Annotated in this window: 20 protein-coding genes; 7 read left to right on the top strand and 13 right to left on the bottom strand. The window is 44.9% G+C overall.

The window, feature by feature from the left end; all coding sequences use genetic code 11:
- Nucleotides 1-16: 16 nt before the first annotated feature.
- The 4 genes from N477_RS08820 to N477_RS08805 all read right to left on the bottom strand — a co-directional run bounded on the left by N477_RS08820 (nt 17) and on the right by N477_RS08805 (nt 5693).
- Nucleotides 17-1183: an efflux RND transporter periplasmic adaptor subunit gene (locus N477_RS08820; protein WP_063359978.1), complete on the bottom strand. Its 1167-nt coding sequence runs from the start codon at nt 1181-1183 to the stop codon at nt 17-19.
- Nucleotides 1184-1272: 89 nt separating this feature from the next.
- Nucleotides 1273-3669: an ABC transporter permease gene (locus N477_RS08815; RefSeq protein ID WP_196760603.1), complete on the bottom strand. Its 2397-nt coding sequence runs from the start codon at nt 3667-3669 to the stop codon at nt 1273-1275.
- 42 nt (nt 3670-3711) lie between these two features.
- Entirely contained in the window at nt 3712-4437 is a 726-nt protein-coding gene (locus tag N477_RS08810) for an ABC transporter ATP-binding protein (RefSeq protein WP_063359976.1), read from the bottom strand.
- 8 nt (nt 4438-4445) lie between these two features.
- Nucleotides 4446-5693 carry an efflux RND transporter periplasmic adaptor subunit gene (locus tag N477_RS08805; protein WP_063359975.1) on the bottom strand — a complete coding sequence of 416 codons (1248 nt, stop codon included), beginning with the start codon at nt 5691-5693 and terminating at the stop codon, nt 4446-4448.
- Between the two features lie 654 nt (nt 5694-6347).
- Between N477_RS08805 and N477_RS08800 the strand changes: the two genes are divergently transcribed.
- Entirely contained in the window at nt 6348-8159 is a 1812-nt protein-coding gene (locus N477_RS08800) for a PKD domain-containing protein (protein ID WP_063359974.1), read from the top strand.
- Between the two features lie 75 nt (nt 8160-8234).
- Here the strand turns inward: N477_RS08800 and N477_RS08795 are convergent, their stop codons facing one another.
- From N477_RS08795 to N477_RS08770, 6 genes are all read right to left on the bottom strand, one after another.
- Nucleotides 8235-11072: a TolB family protein gene (locus N477_RS08795; protein ID WP_063359973.1), complete on the bottom strand. Its 2838-nt coding sequence runs from the start codon at nt 11070-11072 to the stop codon at nt 8235-8237.
- A 66-nt stretch (nt 11073-11138) separates the two neighbouring features.
- Nucleotides 11139-11381 (bottom strand): hypothetical protein, encoded by a 243-nt coding sequence (locus tag N477_RS08790; RefSeq protein ID WP_063359972.1) that lies wholly within the window; start codon nt 11379-11381, stop codon nt 11139-11141.
- A gap of 94 nt (nt 11382-11475) precedes the next feature.
- Nucleotides 11476-12759 (bottom strand): sensor histidine kinase, encoded by a 1284-nt coding sequence (locus tag N477_RS08785; protein ID WP_063359971.1) that lies wholly within the window; start codon nt 12757-12759, stop codon nt 11476-11478.
- On the bottom strand, nt 12749-14131 hold the full coding sequence (locus N477_RS08780; RefSeq protein WP_063359970.1) for a sigma-54-dependent transcriptional regulator: 1383 nt from the start codon (nt 14129-14131) through the stop codon (nt 12749-12751). The genes N477_RS08785 and N477_RS08780 overlap by 11 nt, the downstream gene beginning before the upstream one ends.
- 60 nt (nt 14132-14191) lie before the next feature.
- A complete protein-coding gene (locus N477_RS08775; RefSeq protein WP_063359969.1) occupies nt 14192-15043 on the bottom strand; it encodes a D-hexose-6-phosphate mutarotase in 852 nt (283 codons plus the stop codon).
- Between the two features lie 132 nt (nt 15044-15175).
- Nucleotides 15176-17134 (bottom strand): methyl-accepting chemotaxis protein, encoded by a 1959-nt coding sequence (locus tag N477_RS08770; RefSeq protein ID WP_063359968.1) that lies wholly within the window; start codon nt 17132-17134, stop codon nt 15176-15178.
- Between the two features lie 161 nt (nt 17135-17295).
- Here N477_RS08770 and N477_RS08765 point away from each other — a divergent pair, with 161 nt between their 5' ends.
- From N477_RS08765 to N477_RS08755, 3 genes are all read left to right on the top strand, one after another.
- Entirely contained in the window at nt 17296-18534 is a 1239-nt protein-coding gene (locus N477_RS08765) for a hypothetical protein (RefSeq protein WP_063359967.1), read from the top strand.
- Between the two features lie 359 nt (nt 18535-18893).
- Nucleotides 18894-20135 (top strand): hypothetical protein, encoded by a 1242-nt coding sequence (locus N477_RS08760; RefSeq protein ID WP_063359966.1) that lies wholly within the window; start codon nt 18894-18896, stop codon nt 20133-20135.
- Between the two features lie 210 nt (nt 20136-20345).
- Nucleotides 20346-20735 (top strand): YbaN family protein, encoded by a 390-nt coding sequence (locus N477_RS08755; protein ID WP_063359965.1) that lies wholly within the window; start codon nt 20346-20348, stop codon nt 20733-20735.
- A 42-nt stretch (nt 20736-20777) separates the two neighbouring features.
- On the opposite strand, the gene N477_RS08750 is transcribed toward N477_RS08755, so the two are convergent.
- The gene (locus tag N477_RS08750; protein ID WP_063359964.1) at nt 20778-23018 is read right to left on the bottom strand and encodes a TonB-dependent receptor domain-containing protein; all 2241 of its coding nucleotides are present in this window, start codon (nt 23016-23018) and stop codon (nt 20778-20780) included.
- A gap of 216 nt (nt 23019-23234) precedes the next feature.
- On the opposite strand from N477_RS08750, the gene N477_RS08745 reads away from it, so the two are divergent.
- The 3 genes from N477_RS08745 (at nt 23235) to N477_RS08735 (ending at nt 24838) form a co-directional block, all read left to right on the top strand.
- Complete coding sequence (locus N477_RS08745; RefSeq protein ID WP_063359963.1) at nt 23235-23675, top strand: DUF4920 domain-containing protein; 441 nt, start codon at nt 23235-23237, stop codon at nt 23673-23675.
- An 8-nt stretch (nt 23676-23683) separates the two neighbouring features.
- On the top strand, nt 23684-24241 hold the full coding sequence (locus tag N477_RS08740; RefSeq protein WP_063359962.1) for a PepSY-associated TM helix domain-containing protein: 558 nt from the start codon (nt 23684-23686) through the stop codon (nt 24239-24241).
- A 135-nt stretch (nt 24242-24376) separates the two neighbouring features.
- A complete protein-coding gene (locus N477_RS08735) occupies nt 24377-24838 on the top strand; it encodes a DUF1842 domain-containing protein (RefSeq protein ID WP_196760602.1) in 462 nt (153 codons plus the stop codon).
- On the opposite strand, the gene N477_RS08730 is transcribed toward N477_RS08735, so the two are convergent.
- Together N477_RS08730 and lspA are read right to left on the bottom strand one after the other, a co-directional pair.
- A complete protein-coding gene (locus N477_RS08730; protein WP_063359960.1) occupies nt 24828-25247 on the bottom strand; it encodes a carboxymuconolactone decarboxylase family protein in 420 nt (139 codons plus the stop codon). The genes N477_RS08735 and N477_RS08730 overlap by 11 nt on opposite strands.
- 97 nt (nt 25248-25344) lie before the next feature.
- Nucleotides 25345-25836 (bottom strand): signal peptidase II, encoded by a 492-nt coding sequence (gene lspA / locus N477_RS08725; protein WP_063359959.1) that lies wholly within the window; start codon nt 25834-25836, stop codon nt 25345-25347.
- Nucleotides 25837-25901: the final 65 nt, after the last annotated feature.

Below are 25901 nucleotides of genomic sequence, written 5' to 3'. Positions count from 1 at the left end.
AGTTCATTCCCTGCTGTTACAGCTTTCCCGCATTATCTGACTCTGTCTCATTTTCTTTAGGGCCTGCAACTTTAACAGCCATACCGCGTTGCGGGTATTCAGGTAGTGTCACCACAACTTTATCGCTATTAGATAGCCCTTCACCTACTAGGTAGTACATGCCTTCCTCACGGATCACTTGCACTGGGCGCGGCTCTAGTTGTGCTTCTTCGTTAAGTAACCATACGGTCTGATTATTCACTAATTCCTGCGGAAGGCGATAGATTTGACGTAACGTCTCACCCTTAAATTGAACCTGTACATATGTACCAAACTTCACTTTAGGCTTGCTGCTGGTTAAGCCGTACGGATCTTCAATACGTACCACTAAACTACTCATACGTGTTTGCTGATCAACCACACCAAGATCACGGTGGATATAAGCGTCACGAGTAAAGCCATTCACGCCTTTTTGCGTCAATGTGGCTTTTAAGCCAGACACTTGTTCAGGTAAAAAGATTGAGTCAAATCCCGCGATAGGGATCACCACTTCAGCTTGCTCAATGTTGTTTAATTGTGCCACCGGGCTGCCGGTACTGACAAATTGGCCTAACCCCACTTCTCTCGATACAATTAATGCATTGAAAGGGGCAACGACATCACAATTATCTAGATCACGCTGCGCTCTTTTTAGCGCCGCTTTTGCCGACTTCACCGCGGCATGCGCACTCAGCAACTGAGGTTTGCGCAAAAATAAGTCTGTGTGCTTCTTGTTAGGAAAACGCTTCGCTTCGTCAGCCGCGACATCTGCCAAGGCTTGCTCTTCGATTAACTGAGCTTGAGCACTCGATAAAGCAGCTTCCGCCTGCAACACCGCAGCTTCATAGTTATCTTTTTCAATACGCAGTAATACATCGCCTTTACTGACAATGCCGCCGGTGACAAACTTTGGATGCCAATACTCTATTTCTCCCGACACCTGCACGGATAACATAGTTTGGTCTAATGGCACGACTTCACCATAGCTATTGATCACAACTTGATGATCTTGTGCCTCAATCGCTTCAACTTCAACAATTGGTCGCGTATCCACTACGTCAGACTCATCATCATTTTTGGCCACGGCATTTATGCCCATAAACCCAATGATACCAATACCCAACGCAGCGAAGGGTAATATCCATTTCAGTATTTTTGCTTGCATGACTGTACCTATTGATAATTTCCTAGCGCTATATTAACAAGATTTCCCCCCCCTAGGGTGTGACATTTGTAAGAATCTGTTACAACCTTTCAATATTTTTTCAACTGACCTCTCAGGTGATTAATCTCTATAATAAACAATACGATAAAAGATAAAATCACAGCGCATAGGTAACTGAGAAGCAGGCTGCTTGCCATCGTGGGTAAGAAAGCTCCCAAACCGAGCGTTACACTTGTTGCGATTAACATGGCGGCACCAAAATGAACCAAACGACTGTGTATTTGCTCGATAATTAACTGCAAGCGTGTTGCACCAACTTGTTGTTTTATTAACAAGACTGGTTGCTGGGCCAAAACAAGATTACCAAGCAACCCATATAACCCCACAAGTACTTGCATAATCATTAAAAAGCTTAGCCCAAGTCCACTATAAAAGCTCAGTACAGCCGCCTGATTCAATCCAGATAAATGAGTTGCTAAACCGACTACCTCGCGGACACTTTGCCCATGTGCCTGTTGCTGTAAAACTTGAGATAGTTCTAATTTTGACATGGATTGATTAGGTTTAAACCTAACCACCATATTCCCCTCAAAGTAATCATGTGGAAAATATACGGTCGCAGGCGCACCTTTGCCATGACTATAAATATTGTCTACGATACCCAGCAACTTAATAGGCTGACCGCTTCGACCGTAGAGACTTAGTCCAATGTCTTCGACCCCAATATCGAGTATCTCTGCGGCAGCTCGATTTATGATGACCGACTCTCGTCGAGCGCTATCTAACCGTGTGAAAGTATCGCCTGCAATAAGCGGTATCCCAAGCAGCGTAAAATAACCTTCGCCGACTGACTGTGAGTGCATCGTTACCTGTGCTGACTTCACGGGCTGTTTGCCAATTTGAGCCAAATAGCTGGTATCAAAAGGGTTTAAGCTACTCAAAGCAACAGCAGCGACTTTAGGGTGCGAGGAAAGCGCTTGAAGATTAGATAGAAAGAGTTGCTTGCGCTCTGCGATAGCAGCTTCATCTTGGCGCCAAGACACCTGATGACGGGCAACAAACACGGTATCCTCTACCTCTATACCTGAAGGGGTCTGCATTTGGCTACCGAAGTAATTGGCCGACCAAGTACCGATGCATAATACAACCATGCCAATGCTCAACTGAGTGACCAATATACTGACGCTAAACCACTGAGGTAATTGCTTTTCTTGACCTTTTCCTGCACCTTGCAAATTCTGATAGAGGCTTGTAAATGGCAATTGCTTAAAACCAAATACAGCAAACCCTAGCGCCAATACGGTGGCAACGGCGAACATCATGAAATAATGAAGAAGATTAACCTGTAGCCAATCTAAATGGGCAATCGATTGCGCACCAAACATCTGGATCGCAAATACCCCCAGCTCAACAAGCACTACAGCGCACATCGCCGACAGTAAGAACAATATAATTACCTGCCAATAATGTGCCAGACGCAATGTGGTCAGCGGCGCACCCAGTGTTGCTTTGAGTACAAGTTGTGCTTGTTGCTTTTTGATGTCTAACAAATAGAACGTCAGCAAATTAATCAAGGTGATCAATAAGAACGCACCGCCGCTCAGCAACAGCCAATCACTCGACTGCTGTATACCTCCTTTTAAATATTGCTTTAACGCATCATATTCAAAGCGCACATGGTTATTAAGAGCACTGCCAAAATCCACTAATCCAGCCCGAAACTGGGTATCTAAATACGCTGTGATATCAGGTGATATGGGTTGCCCTATTTGCGCTGTCGCCGAACGTCCAACAACAAACGTATTATACCGCACTGAAATATGCGCTTGTGACATCGCGTGTGTATCTATTGTGTGTCCAAAAGAAATATAGACGTCAGTGTATCGATTAGGCATGTAAATCTGCGGCTCAGTTTGAGTGCAAGCAACCACCCCAACCACCTGAAAGGTCTGCTGATCTAATTGCATACTATACACTTGTTTATGATTCTGCTGCTCTAAAAGCTTTGGCATATAACGCTTAGCAAAGCACTCACTAACAACCGCTTCAAATGGTATAACGCCATCAGCTTGCCCTTGACTAAAGTAGCGCCCCTGCACCAACTTTTGCTCAAACAAGGTAAAAAACGTAGGCTCCGCATAGGTTAGATTTAACTTAGGCTGGCTGGTATGGTTCATATACAGTGCATCGCCGTAATGTAGAGGTGTCGCCATAGACAACCGAGTGTCATGCTGGGCGATATATTGGGCTGCGACATTGGAAAGCGCCTTGTCCATCACCACACTGTCTTTATCATCAACCATACTACCGTGTAACCAAATCAATTGATTAGGCTGTGCATAGGGCAATGGTGCATATGCATGCCAAGCGATTAAGCTGACTAAGGCACCACCAGCAAGCGCGCTAGCAAGCAGTACCACAAATAACACCGTAAATCTCAGTTTGTTAAATAGCGCTTTAATCGAGCTAATATTTTCCTGCATCATATTCATCTTTTCCAAGCCCTCCTGTGGATATCAAAAGCCGATTTATAGAGGGCCAAAGACCGTATTTGCCATACTGGATGATCTGCTCACCGTGGTTAACAGTTCACCATCAAATAACTGGACACGACGTGATGCCATATCAGCATAACGCGGATCATGCGTTACCATGCAAATCGTGGTGCCCTGCTGATGCAAGTCACTGATGAGCTTCATCACCGCATCACCACTTTTAGAGTCTAAGTTGCCTGTTGCTTCATCCACCAACAAAATACTGGGCTGAGTCACCAATGCACGTGCGATAGCCACGCGTTGCTGTTGTCCACCTGAGAGCTGATTTGGGCGGTGGGTACTGCGATGAGACAAACCAACTTTTTCCAAGCAGGATTGCACCCGTTGCTGAGTGTCATGCCGATTGATTTTAGGCACGCTGTAGCGTAATGGCAGCGCCACATTATCGAATACCGACAGCCCATCTACGAGATTAAATGATTGGAAGATGAAGCCAATATGCAGGTTTCTTAATCTAGCCGCCTGATCGAATGTGAGATTATCTACTTGTTGACCTGCCAATAAATAGCGACCTGATGACGCTGGCTCTAACAGTCCCATCAAAGACAACAAAGTAGACTTACCACACCCAGAGGGACCAGATATTGAAACAAATTCTCCCTTACCCACTGTCATATTGATATTTCTAAGTGCATGTGTTTGAAAATCAGCCGTAGTGAATACCTTACCAATTTCCTGCATTTCAATAATATTTTGCATCTTCCTTCCTACTCAATAACCACGACTTGTCTTGCTTTTGCCAGCGCATCGAGATCTGAAATGACAACTGACTGCCCTGCTTGCAAACCACTTTTTACTTCCACATAACGCTCACTGCGTTGACCTAACTGCACCTCTACAAGCTCTGTTTGACCTGTCTCAAGCACTTTGTACATATCAACAGACAGTGTACTTAGCTCCATAACCGGCGTGCGAATATAATGGGTGTTTTCTATTGTGTCGATGACAATTGACGCTGTAATGCTTTGCTTGGGCCGCAGATCCAAGTGCTCATATTCGGGCAAACTCACTTCTACTTTAACGCTGTGCTGAGAGACCACAGGATCAATCCGCAGCACCTCACCGTTTAATACAGCGTCACCAACAAATACATCTACTGGCTGGCCAACTTGTACAGAACCAGCTTGAGACTGGCTCACTTGTAACTGTGCTATCAGCCCTGCTTGGTCACCTAAGGTTGCAATATGATCACCCATCGCAATGCGCGCTCCTAACTCTAAAGACATGCGCTCGATGACACCGTCATTCGGTGCGGTAATCAAGAGCATGGCCACTTTGGACACCAATGATGCCAACTCTTGTTGTGATAAAGCGACCCGCTTTTGCATCACCTGCAAAGTACTTCGGTGCAGTGCTTGTAACTGTGATAAACGCGTCTTAGCATGGTCAATTTGACCTGTCACACTGCGCAGTTGTGCCTGTGTTTCAAGAAATGATAATTGAGAAATAATCCCCTGCTCAGCAAGGTCTTTTTGCGCTTGAAAACGAAAAGACAGAGTAGCCAGCTGCCCTTCTAGCAGATTAATGGTTGAGCGCTCAACCAGCAGTTCCCGCTGCTGGCGCAAATCCAATTGCTGCAGCTCAGCTTGCGTTTCAGCCGTTTGTTGCTGCGCACGCTTATAATCCAATTCTAAGTCTGCGTTTTCCAAACGCGCGATCACGGTACCTGGCGCTACGACATCACCCGGTTTGTGCTTAATGTCTATCACCACGCCAGGGCTTGTTGCCGTGATAATTTTTTGCTCAGCACTGACCAAGGTGCCAAATGCATCGACGGTTACCGACAGCGCACCATGCTTGACGGTATCAATCATCAGTGAGTGTCGCTCTAAATATGTTTTTTTATCCAACAATGATGCCCATAGCGCGGCAATTATCACAGCGCAAGCCAACAAACCGACCGCCCACTTATGGCGTAGAGGAAAAGACGTTTTTTTCGGTACTGGTATATCCATGTAGTTCTTCTCGTAAGTCATGCGTATCAAAAAAGGATACTTACTGAAGATAAGGAATAGCGAAAACTGTACCAAAAATAAAAAACAATAATATCAGAAACTTAAAAATCAACAGCATGATATTCCCCCCAAAATCGAAGCAATGTCAATTCGATTCCGGAATCGGAAAATAAGAAGGCTTATCAAAAGCATAAAATCCACATTGCCCTCTTTTTCACTTAACACCTTTGCGCCAACAATAAAAAGAAGAAGACATGCCGATTACCAACTGGTACGTGCCCGGACCTGTTGATAAAAACTCATTAATTTCAAATTCACACAACACGCGTCCCACACGATATATCTAAAATGATTTATCACCGGTTATCTCTTAAAACTGTATAAAATTGATGGTATTGAGAAATAAAAAGCATAAGCAAGCAATGCCATGAAAAGCGGCTTGTCAATATTGCTATGCAACTCGGCGAAGCCTGAATATACAAGCGCTATCGTCATCCTTATGTGCTTGAAATTGAATAACAGTATGGCTACCCAACGCTGAAAATAAACACCATAAAAATATTTTATTATCAATTTCTTTACAATTGCGATTTATAAGATTACCTTGTTTGTTGTTGTTTAAATATTACTCAACACAACTAACAAGGAACATAAATGAAAACTCGTTATTTACTATCTGCGCTAGGACTTGCCTCAGCGAGCTGCTTTGCGCAAACCACTGCACTCACCGAAGCACAAATGATGCAATATACTAGCAAAGCCAGTATGGCCATCATTGGTCAGCGTGCTGAACTAAATTTGGTGATCCAACCTCAAGCAATGGCAGCAATGACAACCAGCAATGTCAGCCAAACGCTCACTCAAACAGTGACACACCCTAATGCCAGTTATATCAAACTGCATTTCAAAAACATTAATTTGGCCGGTGGTGGCAAGCTAGTTGTGCGCTCAAAAGATGGGAGTGAGCGCTATGAATACACAGAACACAATATGCGTGCAGCAACACTTGCCCAAGCTGATGATGGTGTAACAAGCTTCTCTGCCATGTCTATCTCTGCTGAAACAGCAGTCGTAGAATACACACCTGGCAGCCAAGTTACGACAAACCAAAGTGCCATCATCGACTACTATGACCACGGTACTGAAAACGAACCACAGCTTGCACCTGCAACCGATGTTGGGATCAGCTCTACTTGTGGAGCGATGGAAAGAAAAGATGTGCAGTGCTGGGCCAATACTCATCCAACAGAGTTTGAGCGCAGCCGTCCTGTGGCACGCCTATTAATGAATGGCAGTGGCCTATGTACAGGTTGGCGTGTTGGTCCTGATAACCGCATGTTTACCAATAATCATTGTGTTGAGAGTGCATCTAAACTCAGCAATACCGAAGTATGGTTTAACTATCAGCACACTTCATGTAATGGCTCAACACGTGAAGCCGTTGTCAAAGTGACGGGTAAAGATTTCTTATCGACAGATTACACGCTAGATTATACGCTCTTCACCATCAATGATTTTGCAAAAGCACAGCCGTTTGGCTACTTTGGTCTTGATGTACGAGATGCCACACAAGGTGAACGTATTTACATCCCACAGCACGGCTCAGGTAATCCGAAAGAGCTGTCCATTGAGTCAGATCGCGATACCAATGGACTCTGCTCTGTCAATAATGCCAATGCCAACGGCCGTGGTACAGGTACTGATTTAGGCTATTACTGTGACACCATTGGTGGCTCTTCGGGCTCTCCTGTACTGGCAGCTGCAACTAACAAGGTCATTGCATTGCACCATCTTGGTGGCTGTCACAACAAAGGGGCGAAAGTCAGCCTGATCTGGCCAAAAGTCGCCAACCATTTCAACAATCAGATCCCTGATGGGGATAACAACAGCGATCCGATACCAGTCGCTCAGTTCACGGCTGACTGCACCGCATTGAGCTGTAATTTTGATGGCAGCGCATCCAGTTCACCTAATGGCACAATCAGCCAATATGAATGGAGTTATGGTGATGCATCGAGCAATGGCTTTGGTGCCAATGTAACACATGATTATGTATCTTACGGTCAGTACACGGTTTCATTAACGGTCACGGATGCAACCGGTGCATCGGCGACAACCTCGAAGCAAATTCAACTGGTTGACCCAAATGACGACCCAGCCAAACTTATCAATGGTGTCGCAAAAGAAGGGTTGAGTGGCGCTAAATCAGACACTGTATTTTATTACTTAGACTTACCAGCTGGCGCGTCTAATGTGCAAGTCAGTATTTCTGGCGGTTCAGGGGATGCCGATTTGTATGTTAGAAAAGACAGCAAGCCGACCACCTCTACCTATGATTGCCGTCCTTACAGATGGGGTAATAGCGAGTCTTGTAGTCTCACAGGTGGCGCAGGTAAGTACTGGGTGATGATACGAGGCTATAGTGCTTACGCGAACCTGAAGCTGGTAGCGACCTATACGGAATAAACTCTAGCTATTTTCAAACCAACCAATTAAGCAAGGCGAGCAACAGCTCGCCTTTTTCATGCTCAAAGATATGTTTTACCAAGGGTGCCAAAGCCCCAGCCAAGTTCGCCACTCTTTATCATGCTGCTGTGCAGACAAACGCGCAAACCCAATATCAAGGCGCATATTTGAGATGCCCGCAGGTGCATAGTTAGCCGCACTCCCCAAGATGCGCTCACTCAACTCAAGCTGCCATTTTACTCCCCAACTATTGGCTACTCGCACACTATCTAAGTGGTGCTGCGCATAATATAAACGTGGCCGCCCAGTGCGCCAACTAGTAGCAAACTCATAGCCTAGGTAATGATTTCCAGTATCAAACCAAAAAGGCAGCGCGGTAATAGGCTGCTGGCTTGCACCCACACCTGTATATAGGCTGTTAGTCGCAAATCCACCTATTTCCATGACTCGATGCTGGCGATAGCGGTTGTCAGCCCGGGCATAAACGGGCCAATCCCATATTACAGCTTCACTGTTGAATTGGATGTCATGACCGGCATTCTCTCCCCACACTTTGGCACCATCGAGCGCCGCATTAAAAGCAAACTGCTGTTGATTGTGATGAAAAGACACCCGTTGACCTAGCCAATAACTATGCGCAGTCTCGTGATATCGGTGCTTTTCTACCACACCGCCTAAATAAGGTTGCCAGCGCCACTTTTGCCAAACATGTGCCAAAGACACATCTAATGTATTTGACCATCCGTGTTGCGCTTGCTGCCTCTTAGGATCAAGGCTTTGCTCTGCGATATCTAACTGATACAGCTTCAGCTGATTACGGAGTTTTATGTCATCGCGTTGATACGCAAAATCAGCATACCCCCCGAGTAATACGTCATCAAATAGTGACTTACTCACGCCGACTTGCCAGCTCTGCTGTTTAAGTATGTCTGCCCCAGTTAGTGCGAAGCTCACTAATTGCGTACTGGCTGATGCACTTTGCACAGAAAGTGCCAATGACCAATCCTGTGGCTTTGATGTATACGGCCCAGTAGACCATGATGTGGGTAATTTTTTGACTTGCTCGGGTGCTTTGAACTGCGATGCAACAAATGGCGCTGGCTGTGTGGTTTTTGGCTGCTGAGCTTTAAGTGTATCTATCTCTGTTAAGGCACTCAGCTTTGTGCCATAAGGTGTGCTTTCAATAAACCAAAGTTGTGAGTCATACTCGCCCACAAGTGCTTCAACGACATACTCACCTAGACTTAATTGCACCAATTGCTCATTGGCTAAGTGATAGTAATACACACCTAAAGCCCCTTGGTGGCCAGCAATAAAATACAAACCCGTGCCTTCGTTATCCCAACGCGGTGATGTCACATATTGGGCTTCGTCTGGGACAGGCACTGCAATGTGATCAGCATTCAAAGCATGATTCTTAGCAACATATAATCGCCACAGACCAGTTTGGTCTGTTTTCAAGTAGGCAAGCTGCGCTCCTTTGGGGCTCATAAGCGGATAATCATACACGGTATCCAGCTCATATGATGACAGTGACGTCTGCTTTTGATCAGACAAGTTGAGCTGAATTAATTGCGAATAACCATGCTCAACTCGCTCGGCAATGAGTGTTGATGTGTCTACTATGGTGAAACGACGTATCCCCAGCGTATTCGTTATTTTCACCACTTTATCCGCTTCAATTTGCCATTTAAACAAAGCATTTTGCCAGCCTTCATAGACTTTTTTTCTTGCAACAAAATAGATGGTGTCTTCATCAAACCACTGAGGATGGTAAATTCCGGAAAAATTTACCGGCACCAAAGACGCCAACTTCTTTCGGGAAAATGAGTCGGGCCGTTTATCTGGAATGTCTTCAGGATCAGCCTTGAGCAGTGCTGCTTGACGCTGCTCAAATTCTGCAACAGCAGCCTGATCTTCTTCACTTTGGTACACATTTAATGTGATTTCTGACGATGGACTCGACTCTACAGCCAAAAATTTTTGCTTGTTCGTTGAGAACTGAACATCACGCGCTGCAAAATCAAATTGCATCACTTCTTGGCTATCCACCAACGGTGCTTGAGGCGCTGATAACATTGCTTGATGCGTATACTCGGCGATAAAACGGCGATAAAGCTGCAGCGCAGACCTGCCAAATACACCAGCAAATGCAGATTCGAAATTACGACCCTCAACGGCATTAACACGCGTCCAAACCGCATCTAGGGTCGCTTCATCATATTCTTGCTCCAACCAAGCAAGAAACCGAGCCCCGAGCAAATAGGCCATGGCACTTGCGCGATAGCTGCCATCTCCATCACTCAGTGAATGATAAGGTAGTAATGCCCCGTGGCGTGCATAAGCACGCAACAGTGCTTCACTGTAATTGTCATACAAACGCCCCTTACCTGTTAACTTAGATTCTTGCAACGTTGCATAGCCTTCAGCCACCCAGCGCGGCAACACGGCGCTTGCTAAGTCATAACTGTCACTCAGATCTCGTAGCGTCTGCTTTAATGTATGGCGACTGGGCTGAGACAAATGCACCAGATGAATATATTCATGAAGCACTAATAACTTCAACCAACTTGGACTATGTGAAATTGCCATATCAGATTGCGGCGGCGTGACATATAAAGCCATAAAAGGACTATCAGAGCTTGGCAGCGCGAAGCCATTGGGTAAGTTAAAGGGATCGATCACAATGGCATCAACTGTGACATCCAGTGCCCGGTTCTGCTGCACTAGAACACGCTGTCTCACCACTTCAAGCTCAATGGCAGCAGCGCTCGCCCAAGAATGATGCTGCGGCTGATAGTGCACGCGAAAATGTGGGCTTTGAATTGATTGCCAACCCTGTGTCTTTGCCAAAGCGGGCACACAGACAAAGAACACAAGTACGATTAAAATACCATGTATCCTGCTATACATCGAAAATCCTTGGTACGACCCTACTGTTTAGTAGACCTTATGCCAATTTTCGACATCAAGAAAGAGTTAATCGTTGCGCGCCATCGCGCCGAGTGAAGTAAACAAGGTTAAAATCGCACCGACGACAACAAAAGCCACCATGGAAAACAAAGCGCTGAGCCCCAAGGTAAACTTTGCGGTTGCCATGGCCGCAGCAACAGCCCAAACGCTCACTCGACTGAGCCAACGCTTGGTTTGCAAAGGCAATTGAAGATGCTTTAAGGCAAACGTCATAACAAGAAAAGCGATAAACGGATATAACACCAACACAATACACTCCTCAGGTAAGTCAAATGCAGAAACGTCCTGTTAGACTGTCTCTGACTCTCGATTCATGTTAATTATATGGTAATGATAATTATTATCAACTAGGGAGGGTGATTTTTACTTCTGCTCCCTGTAAACCATTGCTTACTATCATACTGCCATTATGTTGCTCAATGATGCGCCTACTCAGGGTTAGACCAATACCTTGGCCAGTGCTTTTTGTCGAGTAAAACGGCGTCATGACATTGTCTAAGTTCGCAAATCCCCCCCCTTGATCTGTGATGCTTATCACTACATGTCCCGCTTGATAATGCGCACTAAGACCAATAGTGGAACCCGTGGGGGTGTGACTTAAGTTTGCTTCGGCAGCATTTTTCAGCAAGTTAATCAACACTTGTTCAAACAGCTGAGGATCGCATCGGCAGTCACGAACAGTGCAATCAAGCTGTATGATTTGATCATCATACATTTGCCCAATTAACGCTTTGACAGATATCAATAAGTCATGCAATTCAACCATTCGGCAATGCAGTTCTAGAGGTTTAGACAGCTCACTGAATCGTGAGACAAATTGCTGCAAATGCACACACCTTTGCTCTATCACCTTAAGTGCATGCGCATCTCTTGCTACGCTCACTTTCCCCTGTAAAGTTTGCGCCAAAGAGCTAACAGGTGTCAGCGTATTGTGGATCTCATGACTGATCACACGGATTAACTGCTGCCATGCTGCCAACTCTTGATGGCGAAGTGCACGACGAATATCCGTCGCGATCACAAGGCGATAACGTTTACCCTGCTCATAAAACTCACTGCTGGTTAGTGACCATTGTGCATTTAACCTATCACTGGAAAAGCACCACTGGTTATCTACTGCAAACAAACCCAATGTTTCTGCCGTACGACCGCGTTCATCCTGCCACGGCTTTTGATAAATTAAACTAAACGCAGGGTTGGCATAATTAAGAGTTTCATTTTCATCAAACACCCAAATTGGGCTAGGCAGCTTGTCTATTAGCTGATAAATAATCAACATGTGACTAGTATAAAGCGCTTTTTGTTGATGCATGCACTCACTCAGCGCCACCAATTCACGTTCAAAACGGGCGATGTGACCAGCCTGGAAGTGTGGGTTTATCTGGTGCGTAAAATCCGCTTGCTGCATGGCTTCGAGTTGAATATTGGCCCGTTTAAAAATACCGACAAGGCGATGTAACACTTGGTTCGATATCCACTGACAACTGGCAAATATTGCAATGGCTAACGTCGCAGTAAGCCAAACACTTAAAGACAGTTTCAACCCAATGACAGCGCACAAACCACCTATCAATGCATTGAGCAATACTAGGTATAACTTGAGCGATCGCTCAAAGTTACTCAGCATGCTTCAAACCATATTTATCTAGTCGGCGGTACAAAGACGACTTGGTAAGCCCCAGTTTTTGGGCTGCTTGGCTGGTCACACCGCCTTCTTGTGCCATGACATCCATGATCATACGCTTTTCCATCTGTGCTAATGTACCTGTGGCTTCAGCTGGACTATCCGCCATTATACCCGCAGCTCTAGGTCGCTGAGCGAGTCGTAACTGGCAATCTTGTAGCGCAATCTGACTCCCTTCACTCATCAGCAAAGCACGCTCCATGACATGACTTAGTTCTCGAATGTTGCCCGGCCATGGGTATGTTTGCAGCGCATGAATCACTTCACCATCCATTGGCTTAGTGGCCATGCCATAACGTTTCGCATGTTTTGCCAATAAGTAGGACGCGAGGGGAATAATATCAACTTGACGCTCACGCAGTGGCGGCAGTTCAAATACCAAGGTGTTCATACGATAAAATAAATCCTGTCTGAACGTCCCCAGTGCAACGTTTTGCGGCAGATCCGCATTGGTGGCACAAATTAGTCGCACATCACTGCGAACGGTTTTGCTGCTCCCCAACACTTCATACTCGCCCGTTTCTAATACACGTAATAGTTTGGCTTGTAGCGGCATCGAGAGGGTCGCAATCTCATCCATAAAAAGCGTGCCGCCTGAGGCCATGGTAAAGCGCCCAACACGATTTTGCTTTGCGTCTGTAAAAGCACCTTTGACATGGCCAAATAACTCGCTTTCAAATAATGACTCTGACAGTGCCCCCATATTGACACTCACTAACGGACCGCCTGCGCGCGCAGAGTGCTGATGCAGCCATGACACCAAATGACTTTTCCCCACACCGCTCTCACCGCACAATAAAATAGCGGCATCTGAATGCGCCACGCGAGATAATTTGCGTTCAAGCGCCTGCATACAAGCAGATTGCCAAACAAACTCAATATCTGTTTCCTGCTCTGGTTGCAGTGCTTGGTTTAACTGAGTTTGTTGTTTTTTTTGTAAGGCGAGTTGCTGCTGAATTGAAGCCAGTAATGCGGCATTTTGCCATGGCTTTTCGATAAAATCGCTGGCACCAAGTTGTAGTGCTTTAACTGCCAGTTTAACACTACCCCACCCTGTTATACACAATACAGCTGGTGCCCCCTGCTGTGCTTGCAACCAAGTTAAAAAGTCTAAGCCCTCTTGCCCGGAGGTGGTGTCTCTCGCAAAGTTCATATCAAGTAAAATGATATCGAAAGATGTCACGCTCAGTAGCTGCTTCGCCGTACTGGGGGAATCAGCTTCAATGACTTCAAAGCCTTGGTCTTCCAAAAAGTAAGCAGCGCTCAATCGTACTTCGACATTATCGTCAACAATCAAAATGCGGGGCAAAGGCATGGGTGTATCCTAGCAGTATTTTTCCGTTAGGATACGATAATTCAAGGCAGGAGGAAAAGCTTAACGCCAGCGGACTGTGGTTGAAAGCGTGTGGCTTTGACCGGGCTCGACCGTGACAGTGTCTTCAAGTACATTGGCCGCTTCTAAACACAACATGCCCAAGTATTCTTCATTTTGAAAATTACTCAAACGCTTTGATTTCTCTATCCACGGGTTCCAAAGCACACATGATGTCGAGTTTTCACGCCCAACCTCAATTACACCTTCAGGCGTATGGATACTCTGCACTGGCGCAGCCTGGGTATACACCATGTCGGTTTCACGGGCGAAACCCACTTTATCTGATTGATCAAATGGCCCTTCGCCAAACTCAATATATTTTGCACCTTGCAGGCCATCAACCGTGGTGTTTTTAATATCCGAAGTTGGGAAGTAAGTATGAAGTGCTTGTGTCAGTGAAAAAGGCGATTTTCCAAGGTTGGTATTGGTCAGTCTGACTTCTAATTGCTCACCTAAAATAAACTCCACTTCCAATTTAGACTCATGTGGCCAATATTGTTTGTCTACTTGCATCATAGGCAATGACAGCGAAATACGCACAGCGTCTGAGGTTTCAGTTACCTGCTCTGCACGCCACACTACTTTGCGCGCAAAGCCATGAGCAGGCCAGTCCGCGTTTTCATGCACACCAAACCATGGCCAACAAATCGGGATCCCACCACGCACTGATTTACCTTCTTGGTAATCTTCGTCTGCCGACACCCACATAAGGTCGCTTTTGCCTGTCGGGATAAACTCTGTAATTTGCGCACCTTGCAAAAAAATCTTCGCCTGACACAGAGGACTTTTCACATCAAAATACTCAAGTCCAGTGTCGGTTCTTGCTAATTTTACTGAGTCGGAAAATTCCATGCTCCACCTTTCATTTTAATTCAACTGTCCTTACATTACCGAGCCACCAGCACAGAGTAAACCTGATTTACACACTATGAATGATCTTCAACAATTTTGTACAAAATAACAGCACCTTAGGTCTATCTCAGACTAAACTTTAAACTTGCCAACCAACTCGGTCAGCTGTTTCGACAGACCCGTCATTTTGTCTCCGTTGTCACAGGTGTCGCTCGCGATGAGAGAAACACTGTCTGCCGCATTTTTTATTTCTACCACATTGCGATTAATGTCTTCGGCAACATGCTGCTGCTCTTCTGCCGCAGTGGCTATTTGCGTATTTAGGTCACTGATATTTTGAATCGACTGCGTAATTTCAATAAACTGGTTCTGTGCGGAGTGCGTGAGCTCGACTGTTTTTTCTGTTCTCTCCAAGCTATTGGTCATATCTGTAGAAACGCCTTCTGTCATCTTACGCAATTTATCTAATTGAGATGCAATTTCTTCCGTCGACTCCGAAGTTCGCTGCGACAAAGCACGCACTTCATCAGCCACCACGGCAAACCCCCGTCCGTGCTCTCCAGCCCGAGCAGCTTCAATTGCCGCATTCAACGCCAACAAATTGGTCTGCTCAGCAATACCCCGTATCACACTTAAAATTGACATGATGTTTTCACTTTCGCTGTCGAGCTTGGTGATATCTGAGGTGGCGCGATTGATAACACCAGACAGTTCAGCCACACTGTCTACCGTTTCTGTGATCACTGTTTGGCCCAGCTCCGAGGCATGCTGGGTTTGGGTTGCAAGTTCTGCGGCATTCGCACAGCTGGAGGCCACTTCATTCGCAGTGGCGGCCATTTCATTAATGGCCGTTGCCGCCATCTCCAACGATTGCTGCTGCGCACTGGTAGAGCCTGTCAATTCATCCGCCTGTCCAGCCGTAGTCAGCGCCGTTTGATTCACCTGTTGCGCACAATGATTGATCTGCTGCACCAGCTGCGCTATCAAGTTTAAGAATTGATTGAAGCTCTCTGCGAGTTTACCCGTTTCGTCTTTGGTGGTGACCTCCAGCCGCTTCGTCAAATCACCACCGCCTTGAGAAATAGCGGTCAAACCATCACTTACATTGACAATTGGACCAGACAGTAAGTTAGCGATATACGTCGCCATTGCCACGAAAATAGCCACTAAGATACCACTGATGATCAATACTGTGAGCTTCATTTGATTGGCTTTGCTCATGACCTCTTGCTGCTCAACAAACGCGATAAATTTCCAGCCAAGCGTCTTGGATGTGTAGATGTTAGAGAAAAATTCGACGCCATCTATGGTGATCTCAAACAACCCATCTGGGCTGCGGTTCAGCTCTGTGTACAAGCCATTTTCAACGTCATCAATGTGCTTAAACGTGTATTCTGGGTGCTTGGCATTAACCAAAATGGTGCCGCTGTCCTCCTCCAGCATCAAATATCCTGTTTCACCTAAACGAATATTCTTGATGATATCTGTCAGCCCTTTAAGCGACACATCCATGCCCTGGACACCCACAAGTTGACCGCCTGACTGTACCGCTTTGACGGTGGAGATAATTGCCGTATCATCTGGCTCCCAATAATAGGCGTCGGTTAAACCTGTCTGACCATTCTTTTCTTTACCCGTTGTATACCAAGGACGCCCGCGCGGATCATACCTTGCACTGACCTGACCTTTTGGCCACTGAATATAGCCACCTTCTGGGTTCCCAAAGTAAATATAAGAGATCCCTGGGTGGGATGTACCAAATTGTTGGTACAACTCAAACATGCGCTGTTCAACCTCAGTACCAGAGTCCGGTGTCATTTGCTCGGTCGTGTTATTATCTTTATAAACTGACACCTGACTGCGCCCGTTAAGCACATCTGGGTGATTGGCCAAATAGGTTACGTTCTTTGCCACCTCATCGAAAAACATACTGATACCATTGTCGATTTGCTGCGCCTCTCGGCTGCTCATTTCAACAAATTTATCTACCGCGAGCTGTCTTGTTTGAGTAATGATAATGACTGCAATGATCAATAATGGCACCACAATGGCGGCGATGAATGCAAGGCGTAATTTTTGTGAAATTGTCATAGCGAAACTTCCTGTGGGCATTCAAAAAATATAGTTCTAGATCTTCAACTATTCAAAAAGATTAAAAAATTTCTGATAACAACCGCGTCTTGTTAATGGCAAGTCAGAAATACTCAGCTACTCTTTATGACAGATACGCCTGCTTTTAAGGATATGCCACAATGCCACTCACAGAATGTAAATACCTTGGCGCCCCCCTGTTGTTTTTAGCCTTGTCGTCACCCGCTGTTGCCAATGACTCTGAGCTTGCGGAGTTAAAACAGCAACTGCAAAAACTGCAGCAGAAAATAGAAAAGCTGGAAGCTGAGCAAAAACGCAAGCCCAAAGTCAGCAAATCGGCGCCCAGTATTAAAGTCGGAGGGGCAGTCAGAACCACACTCAGTCACACATCTTATGATGATGATAATAAAAATCGCGGAGGGGATTTTGAGCTTGATGTATTCAGACTAAATTTTTCGGGCAATATCGGTGGCTTTGGTTTAAACGCAGAGTGGCGTTACTTTGATTATATGACCGCCGTGAAGTATGCCTACTTATATTATGATTTTGCCAAAGACTGGCAAGCGCAAGTTGGCATGACCAAGGTGCCATTTGGCAATTGGCCATATAATTCTCACAGTTGGTTTTTTGGCACAACCTATTATGTGGGCTTAGAAGACGACCATGACATGGGCATCTTATTTAAACGCAAACTGGCAGACAATTGGCAGCTCGATTTGGGTTTTTTCAAAAATGATGAGTTAGGTGGCGTAGATGGGTATGTTGAATCGCGCAGCGATCGCTACTCATATGACATCGTCGGCGCGCGCCCTCAAGCAGAAGGGATTTATGATGACCCAACGCAACCGCTTGGCGAATACAATACCTTCGCAGGTCGCTACGGTTATCATTTTAAGCATAAAGGCGGCACAACGGAGTTCGGTGTCTCCGGTTTAATGGGCAACTTACATAACGGCATAGAAAAAGCGGGCGAGTACCAAGCATGGGCAGTGCATTTGAATGCCAATATTGGCAAATGGAATCTTCAACTACAACATGGTGAATATGACTATGACATCGCAGGCATAGATAGAATTGCGGTGGGTGCCTATGCATTCTATGACTCAATCGCCGCAGAAGCGACCATGTCTAATTTCAATGTCGCCTATAACATGAAGGTCAAATTGGGCCCCATCAATGCACTACAATTTTATAATGACTTTGGCATCATTTATGATAAATCAGACCAAAGTCACGATACCTGGATGAACGTGACTGGGGTCTCTATGTCCGCAGGCGCATTTTTCTCCTATTTGGACTTTGTGAATGCCAAAAACCAGCCCTTCGTTGGTGGCTCTATCGCCGGAGACAGCGATGATACACAAAGACGCTTTAACCTGAATTTTGGTTATTACTTTTAGACTTCCCCTTTAGTGATGGCCAAATATTCCTATTTGGCCGAAAAAAGTAATAAAAGCGGAATTTTTTTATAGAAAAAAGTATGTCTTAAACACTGTTGACCATTTATTTACAGAAAAGAACATAAGCAACTGATTAAGAAACACAAAATTGTAAATAACGCAAAAAATAAAGCTGTGCAAGCTGACTTTTACATAACAAAATTTAAGCAAACCTCTGACAAAAACCAATCCTTTTCACCGCTGCGATACAATCCAATTACAAACCATAAAAAATTGCAATTTTCCCTAATTTGCACACATAAATATTGTGCGTTAGTCTTGCGCCTTTGTTAATTTTCACCCCTTGGATATTCTAATCAATGTCAAGAAGTACCGGACAGGCTTTGGCCTTAAGTGGCGCGCTTTTAGCCGCTGCACCACATGCATTTTCAGCCGATAATGAGCTTAGTGAATTGAAACAACAGCTCGAAAAATTAGAGCAAAAAATTCAACAATTAGAAGCTAATCAAACTGCTGAAAATACGGTTGAAGCGGATGCAGAATCAGGCATAAAAGTGGGTGGTGCGATACGCGTAAACTACTCGACAAATTCATACGATGAAGATACTAAAAACCGAGGTGGTGACTTAGATTTTGACGTATTTCGCTTTAACCTTTCAGGTGAGGTGGCTGACATTGGCTTAAATGCGGAAATCCGCTTTTTCGACTATATGACGGCGGTTAAATATGCTTATCTAGATTATGACATCACATCACAATGGCAAGCGCAGTTAGGTTTAACGCAAGTGCCTTTTGGCAACGACCCATATAACTCACACAGCTTTTTCATGAGTCCCAATTATTATCTTGGTCTGGAAGACGACTACGACATGGGTTTGGTGATGCGCAGACAAGTGGCAGATAACTGGCAGCTAGATCTGGGCTTTTTCAAAAATGATGAGCTCGGTGGTGTCGACGGTTATGTGGAAGACCGTAAAGATAGATATTCCATCGACATCGTAGGTGTTCGCGCCAATGACGAAGGCATTTATGATGAACCGGCAGCTAAGCTTGGCGAACACAACACCTTTGTTGCCCGTTACGCATATCATGTAGATCACACTGCTGGATCAACTGCGATTGGTGTATCAGCGCTATCAGGTGGTCTTCACGATGGTCAATACAGCGCCGGTGATTACCATGCTTGGGCGTTCCATATTAACAGTCATATTGGCAACTGGAACCTGCAATTCCAACACAGTCAATACGACTATCAAATCGACGCGAGTCAACGCATTGCTATCGCAGCCAATGCCACTTATGACACTATGCCAACAGAAGCGACATCAACAAGCGCAAACATTGCCTACAACTTGTCAGTAAACTACGGCCCAATCACGCACCTGCAGCTGTACAATGATTTTGGCACCATTTATAACAAATCGGATGATTCTGCTAATTCGTGGATGAATGTCACTGGCATGGCCGTCACAGCGGGCCCTATCTTTTCATACATTGATTTAGTGCACGCAAAGAACCAACCTTTTGTTGGTGGCACGCTATCAGGGCAAAGTGATGACGTAGAGCGACGCTTTAATATTAACATCGGTTACTACTTCTAATTTTGCTCAAAAGACCATGAAAATACACACTATTTTCATGGTCTCTCCAGACAAATTCTCCCCTTCTTTTGCATAATTTACTGCATTTTTCGTCTATAATGGAAAAGCATCTGCTGTTAAAATACCGCCTGTGCACTGACATGTAATTACCAATCAAACTTGCGTAGTTGCGAATTAAGCGACACTTGAAAAAAGGAGAAACAGCTCATTATGAAAAAGCTTTTTAATCGCTGTTTCTGGCTTCATGCTGCTGGGATCATTTTTGTCGGCCTTGGTTTTATTGGTATGGCACTGCCCGTGATGCCCACCACCATTTTTTTTATTCTGGCACTGGCGTGCTTCTCTCGCTCTTCACCCAAATTCGAACACTGGCTGCTTACCCATCCCAAATTTGGCCCGTCGCTAGTTGCTTGGCGAGAGTATCAAGTGGTTCCCCCAAAAGGAAAGTGGGGCGCGGGGATAGGCATGTTAATTGGATACATTATTTTGTGTTTTAGTGCCGCTCCATGGTATGTGCTGGTGTTAGTCGCGGTGATTGAAATTGCGGTACTGGCTTATGTACTCACTCGCCCTTCTCACCCTCCTGCGAGCGCAAACTAACACAGTCAGATCAGGCTCACCTAAAGTAAGCCTGCTATTCATTTAAAAAGTATAACTGAGCGTTAATTTATAATTCCTACCAAGCTCACTTGGATCATTCGCTTCTCCGGCAGGCGCCCTCACATAACGCTCATCCGTCACATTATCAATGCCCGCGCGAACAACTAAATCAGATAAACTACCGCTGCCCTGATATTTAGCCGTCAAATTGTAAACTTGATATGACCCCGTACCATAACCTCGTTCAAGATAGTCTTCTGTTAAGCGAGTTTGAGCACGATATGCCAGCATCTGTGCGCCAATATCCACATTCTCTAATACTGTGTACTGTAGATTTAAATTGAGCTTATCCGCAGGGGCCTCAGAGTAGGGCTGCTTATCAGTTTCAATGGTCCCTAAAAAGAAGTTAGGTACACCATAGGCATTCATATCAATGGCAGAGTATCCAAGATAACCGCTGAATTTACCCAGTTCATAATGCATCTCAACTTCCCAGCCGCGACTCACCAATTTACCGATATTTTTAGCGCTATAATCCCTATGGGTTGCGACAGGCACGCCATTAGCAGGCTTAGGTCCAGGTGCGCCAGGCTGCTTTACTCCTTGGGCATCCAGATAATACATAAACGGCACATTATCGATAAAGTTTTTGATATTGTTATCAAAATAAAGGGCCTTTAGTTCAAATTTATCGCCCCAGCTGAGCGTGTCTAAAAAAATGCCAAATCCGCCTTCTAGGTTTTCAGACTCCTCTGGCTTTAAATCTGGTTGAGGCTCGTTGTAGCAGAATTTGCCACCAATATGACAGCGCCATTCACGCTTTTTATAAAGCTCTTGAACACTGGGAGCACGAAATGCCTCAGCGTATTTAAGATAAAAATTAAAATAATCTGTGACTTTTAACGTCAAACCCAGTTCACTTGATAGTGCGTCATCATCATGATCATCATATTGGGTATACACGTCGCTACTGCGCTTGTAGCCATCATAGCGAAGACCCGCTGTGATCAAGATATCATCGTCCACAAGCGACACTTGGTCGATGACAGATAACGAGATATTGTGCGCATCACTTTCACCATATTCAGAGGTTCTCACCTGATTTTCATCGAACTCAGACTGATCAAACTGCTCAACGTCATAGTTAAATTCAATGGCAACCTGATGGTCAAATGATGTACTTAAATCAAAAAGGTTAGCCAAGCGGGCGCCGTAGCGTTTGGTATGACCAAATTTACTACCTGAATAATCTATTTGCTGCCCTCGGCGCACAATATAGCCTAGGGTATAGTCATCATACGACTTATCGGAATACACCAGTTGCGCATCAAAATCGATATACGGATTGTCAGGCTGATAGACATAAGTCGAGGCAATTTCTAAATAATCATTGCTGAAGTTTTTTGACAAGGTCGGATACATCAATCCTAAACGTGTACTTAAGTTATATGGCTGATCATCAGAACGTGTTTTTGACCAGTCAATCTTACTCTGCACACTATGCGCTTTATCAATAAACCAGGTATTTTTTAACGCGATATTTTGTCGCTCTGAATCATTTTTTATTTTATCTAGTTTTGCAGCATCCGCGATTGGCTGTTCTTCACTGCCCAGCCCCGTACTCCCTACAATGTCAATATCCGAAAAACGAACGGTGCTGAGGTGTAACACCGTATCCATGTCTTCTGACAGCGTAAATAAGGAGCCCGTTAGTTGCGTGCTATCGCCATTGCTTTGATGCGTCGCAGTGACATGGGACCCAAAACCATAAGCGCCATTTAAATAATCACTGGCATCTTTGGTCGTTAAACGAATGCTCCCGCCAATGGCACCCGAACCAACCGTTAGCGAGTCAGCCCCACGCAACACTTGCACTTGCTTTAACTGACTCGGGTCAACACCTAGACTATTGATTGAGGTGAGATTGCTGCCACCATCTGATTCCATCTTTCGCTTAACATTATCCACAGAAACATGGATCCGTTCACCGTACAGGCCACGGATACTGGGCTGAGCCGCCAAAGGCGCAGCGCTACCAGTTAACTCAACTCCGGGGATCTCACGCAATATTTGCGTCAACTCCGCTTGTTGACGGCGTGCCATGGCTTCGCTGTCCAAAACCGTCACAGATCCTGCTGCATCTTTGTTAATCACTGACAATTTATGTCCGTGGACTTCTATTACATCTTCAATATTGCTGGGCTTCGCGGCGTTTGCAAACACCTTTGCAGTGCCTAACGCACACAATAAACCCAAAGAAAGCGCCGAGCGTGTAAATTTCATGTCCTTATACACCTTAAATGATAATAATAATGAATCGCATTTGAAATGCGCCGCTAGAATAATTAAACTAAGCGCTTAAAGCAATAACCAAATAACTAAAAGTTATAAATAAATCGGTACTATTTACCTAGGAAAATAGCGTGAGCAATATTCCAACATCGTCAATTTTGTCGTAACGTATTGTTCTAGTTAATACATTCAAATTAAGGAAAAGATATGAAAGCGGTTCTGGCCCCAATAATGATGATCGGTACGCTGGTGTTTAGCCAAGCGGCGCTTGCTAAAACGTATAATGGCGGCGCGGATATGAGCAAGATAACTCCCATTTCCACGCTGTTAAGTAACGCGCAAAGATATACAACAGAGCCCGCAACGATTAAGGGGACTGTGACACGTGTATGCCAAAAACGTGGTTGTTGGATGCAATTGGCCAGTGACAAAAAATTTCAAACTTTGCGCGTCAAAGTGCGTGATGGTGATATGGTTTTTCCCATGACAGCGCAAGGGAAAACAGCGTTTGCCACGGGTACTTTAAAAGTACATCCCCTCACCCTAGAGCAAACCAATCAAAGGCGCAAAGCACAAAACCTTGGTCCCGTTGACACGCCCCAAGTGCTGCATCTCTTTACACCCGTTGCTGTCACCATTGAAGATTAAATCACGCCATGTCATGGTTTAAACTCAATCGCAGCCTGCATCGAGACATCGGCTATTTTTGTATTGGTATGACTTTGGTGTTTGCTATTTCAGGGATCGCGCTGAATCATATTCATCAGTTTAACTCTAACTATCAGGTCACCCGTACCAGCCATGCCATACCGCTCTCTGGGGTAAACATAGAATCCGACGACTTTGAGACAACACTGTTAACCACGCTGCAGGTAAGGGACAAAATAAAAGCGCGCTTCTGGCAAGATCAAGCAACTTACAAGCTATTTTTAGAGAAAGATACAACACTCTACCTATATCCCCAAAAAAATGAAGTGTTAGTTGAGCAAGTGAAACCACGTTTTTTACTACGGCAACTTAACTTTTTACACCTCAATGAAGCCCGATCTGCATGGATGTGGTTTTCTGATTTCTATGCAGTTTTACTCATTTATTTGGCCATCTCTGCCCTGTTTATGGTGAAAGGAAAGCGTGGTGTTTTTGGTCCTCGGGGCTTTTTGGTGTTAGCTGGCTTTGCCGCACCGGCTATTTTTATCTTTATTTACTCATCGTAAGTGAGTATTTACATACACAAATCTATCAACTGTAATACGCTGTAATGGCATAACCCCCTTTAGCAAACTAGATTGAGAACACACTACTGCAAAATGATCAGCAGTGTGATTCTCTTCAATTGGATGGACGCAGGTATGCAAATGACACAATGTGGTATCAATGGCCTATTTTTGATCAACTACTTAATTGGCCAGCAAAACCAGTCACCACTGTGTCAGATGTCATTGCTGGTCTATACACCTGATAAAACATTGTCTGGACGTGCAAAATTACTCTCGTCATCACCTCGTAAGGACGCGCTGATGTTTCACCTCAACGGAGAATTTCACTATCGCGATACCTCAGATCCACACCCCATTGCGATTAATTTATTAGGTCAGCAAGCACAGCCCTGCCCGCACCAACAAAACAGCCCTTATCACTACATAAAACTGAATATATTGTTAAACGAGCACTGGCGCTCTGGTCAGGTAGAGTTGTGTTACCGCGATCTCAGGGCCGATACTTGGCAACATCAGCCGCAATTGAGTATTCACCAAACTCACAATAACAACATTTCAGACCTCGCTCAGCTTGCCCTACAAGTTAAAAGTTAAAGCCAATCGCTACACGATTCCAACTATTTATCTGAAGCGCTAAGCCGACAGCAGCCAATTGCTGCGCCTGTGTTAATGGCTGCTGTGATTTAGCTGCTAAATCAAACGGCAAAGATTTTGTCACCGCGTTTGCTAGCTGTAAAACAGCTTGATCAAATGCACTCAGTAATGACAAATCAGAAGAAGAGAGTGCCGACAACAATAGGTCGAATTGCTCAGCAGGTGCGCTATTTTGCAAGGCGTCGGTATGCATTATTTGGCAGTATTGGCAGCCATTTATTTGCGAGACATATAAGCGCAACAAATGCACTGTGGCATCCGGGAGCACTTGCTCCCCAGACTCGCCCAATGTCGCCAATGCAGATGGTATAAATGAGTAATGTGTAAAAAGTTCGCTTTGAGATATCATAAATTGCTCCTGTTTATTTGATATGTAGGAGCTTACGCCTATTGGACATAGTAAAATTGGATATTTACGACATACTCGCACTCACGCTTTATACATACTATTTATGCTGCTCCAACTGAAAAGGCGTACACGCAATGATCATCATAGCCCCCAACAAAATAACGGTATCAGCAACATTAAACACCCCAGTACGCACTGTGCCGACCCCAAGGTTGATAAAATCAATCACTGCGCCTTGATTGAAAATACGATCGAGTAAATTCCCCAAACCACCCGCAAATATCAAAGCAAGGGACGTCAATTGTCGTTTTGACAAATCATGGCTTTTAATCATATAACCAAGCAATACCAGCAAAAATAATCCAATAATCCCAACAAATAACACCATCCGCTGGGCAGGTGATAACTCAGCACCCAAAGACAGGAATACGCCGAGGTTTTCGGTATACCCTATGCGAACCACATCTCCCAAATAACTAGTCATCTGCCAAGCAACTAGGCTGTCGCTGGCCCACCACTTGGTACCTTGATCAAGTATCAAGCAAATGATGCACACCAATAAAATATGTCCCGTTTTGCTGTCTTTCATTTTATTTGCTCCTGCGCTGCGTTTTATCACTATAAAAAGCAGTTAGTGAACATAAAATGACAACT

Source organism: Pseudoalteromonas luteoviolacea H33-S (genome assembly GCF_001625695.1).
Lineage (GTDB): Bacteria > Pseudomonadota > Gammaproteobacteria > Enterobacterales > Alteromonadaceae > Pseudoalteromonas > Pseudoalteromonas luteoviolacea_B.
This window is presented reverse-complemented; position numbering and strand designations above follow the sequence as displayed.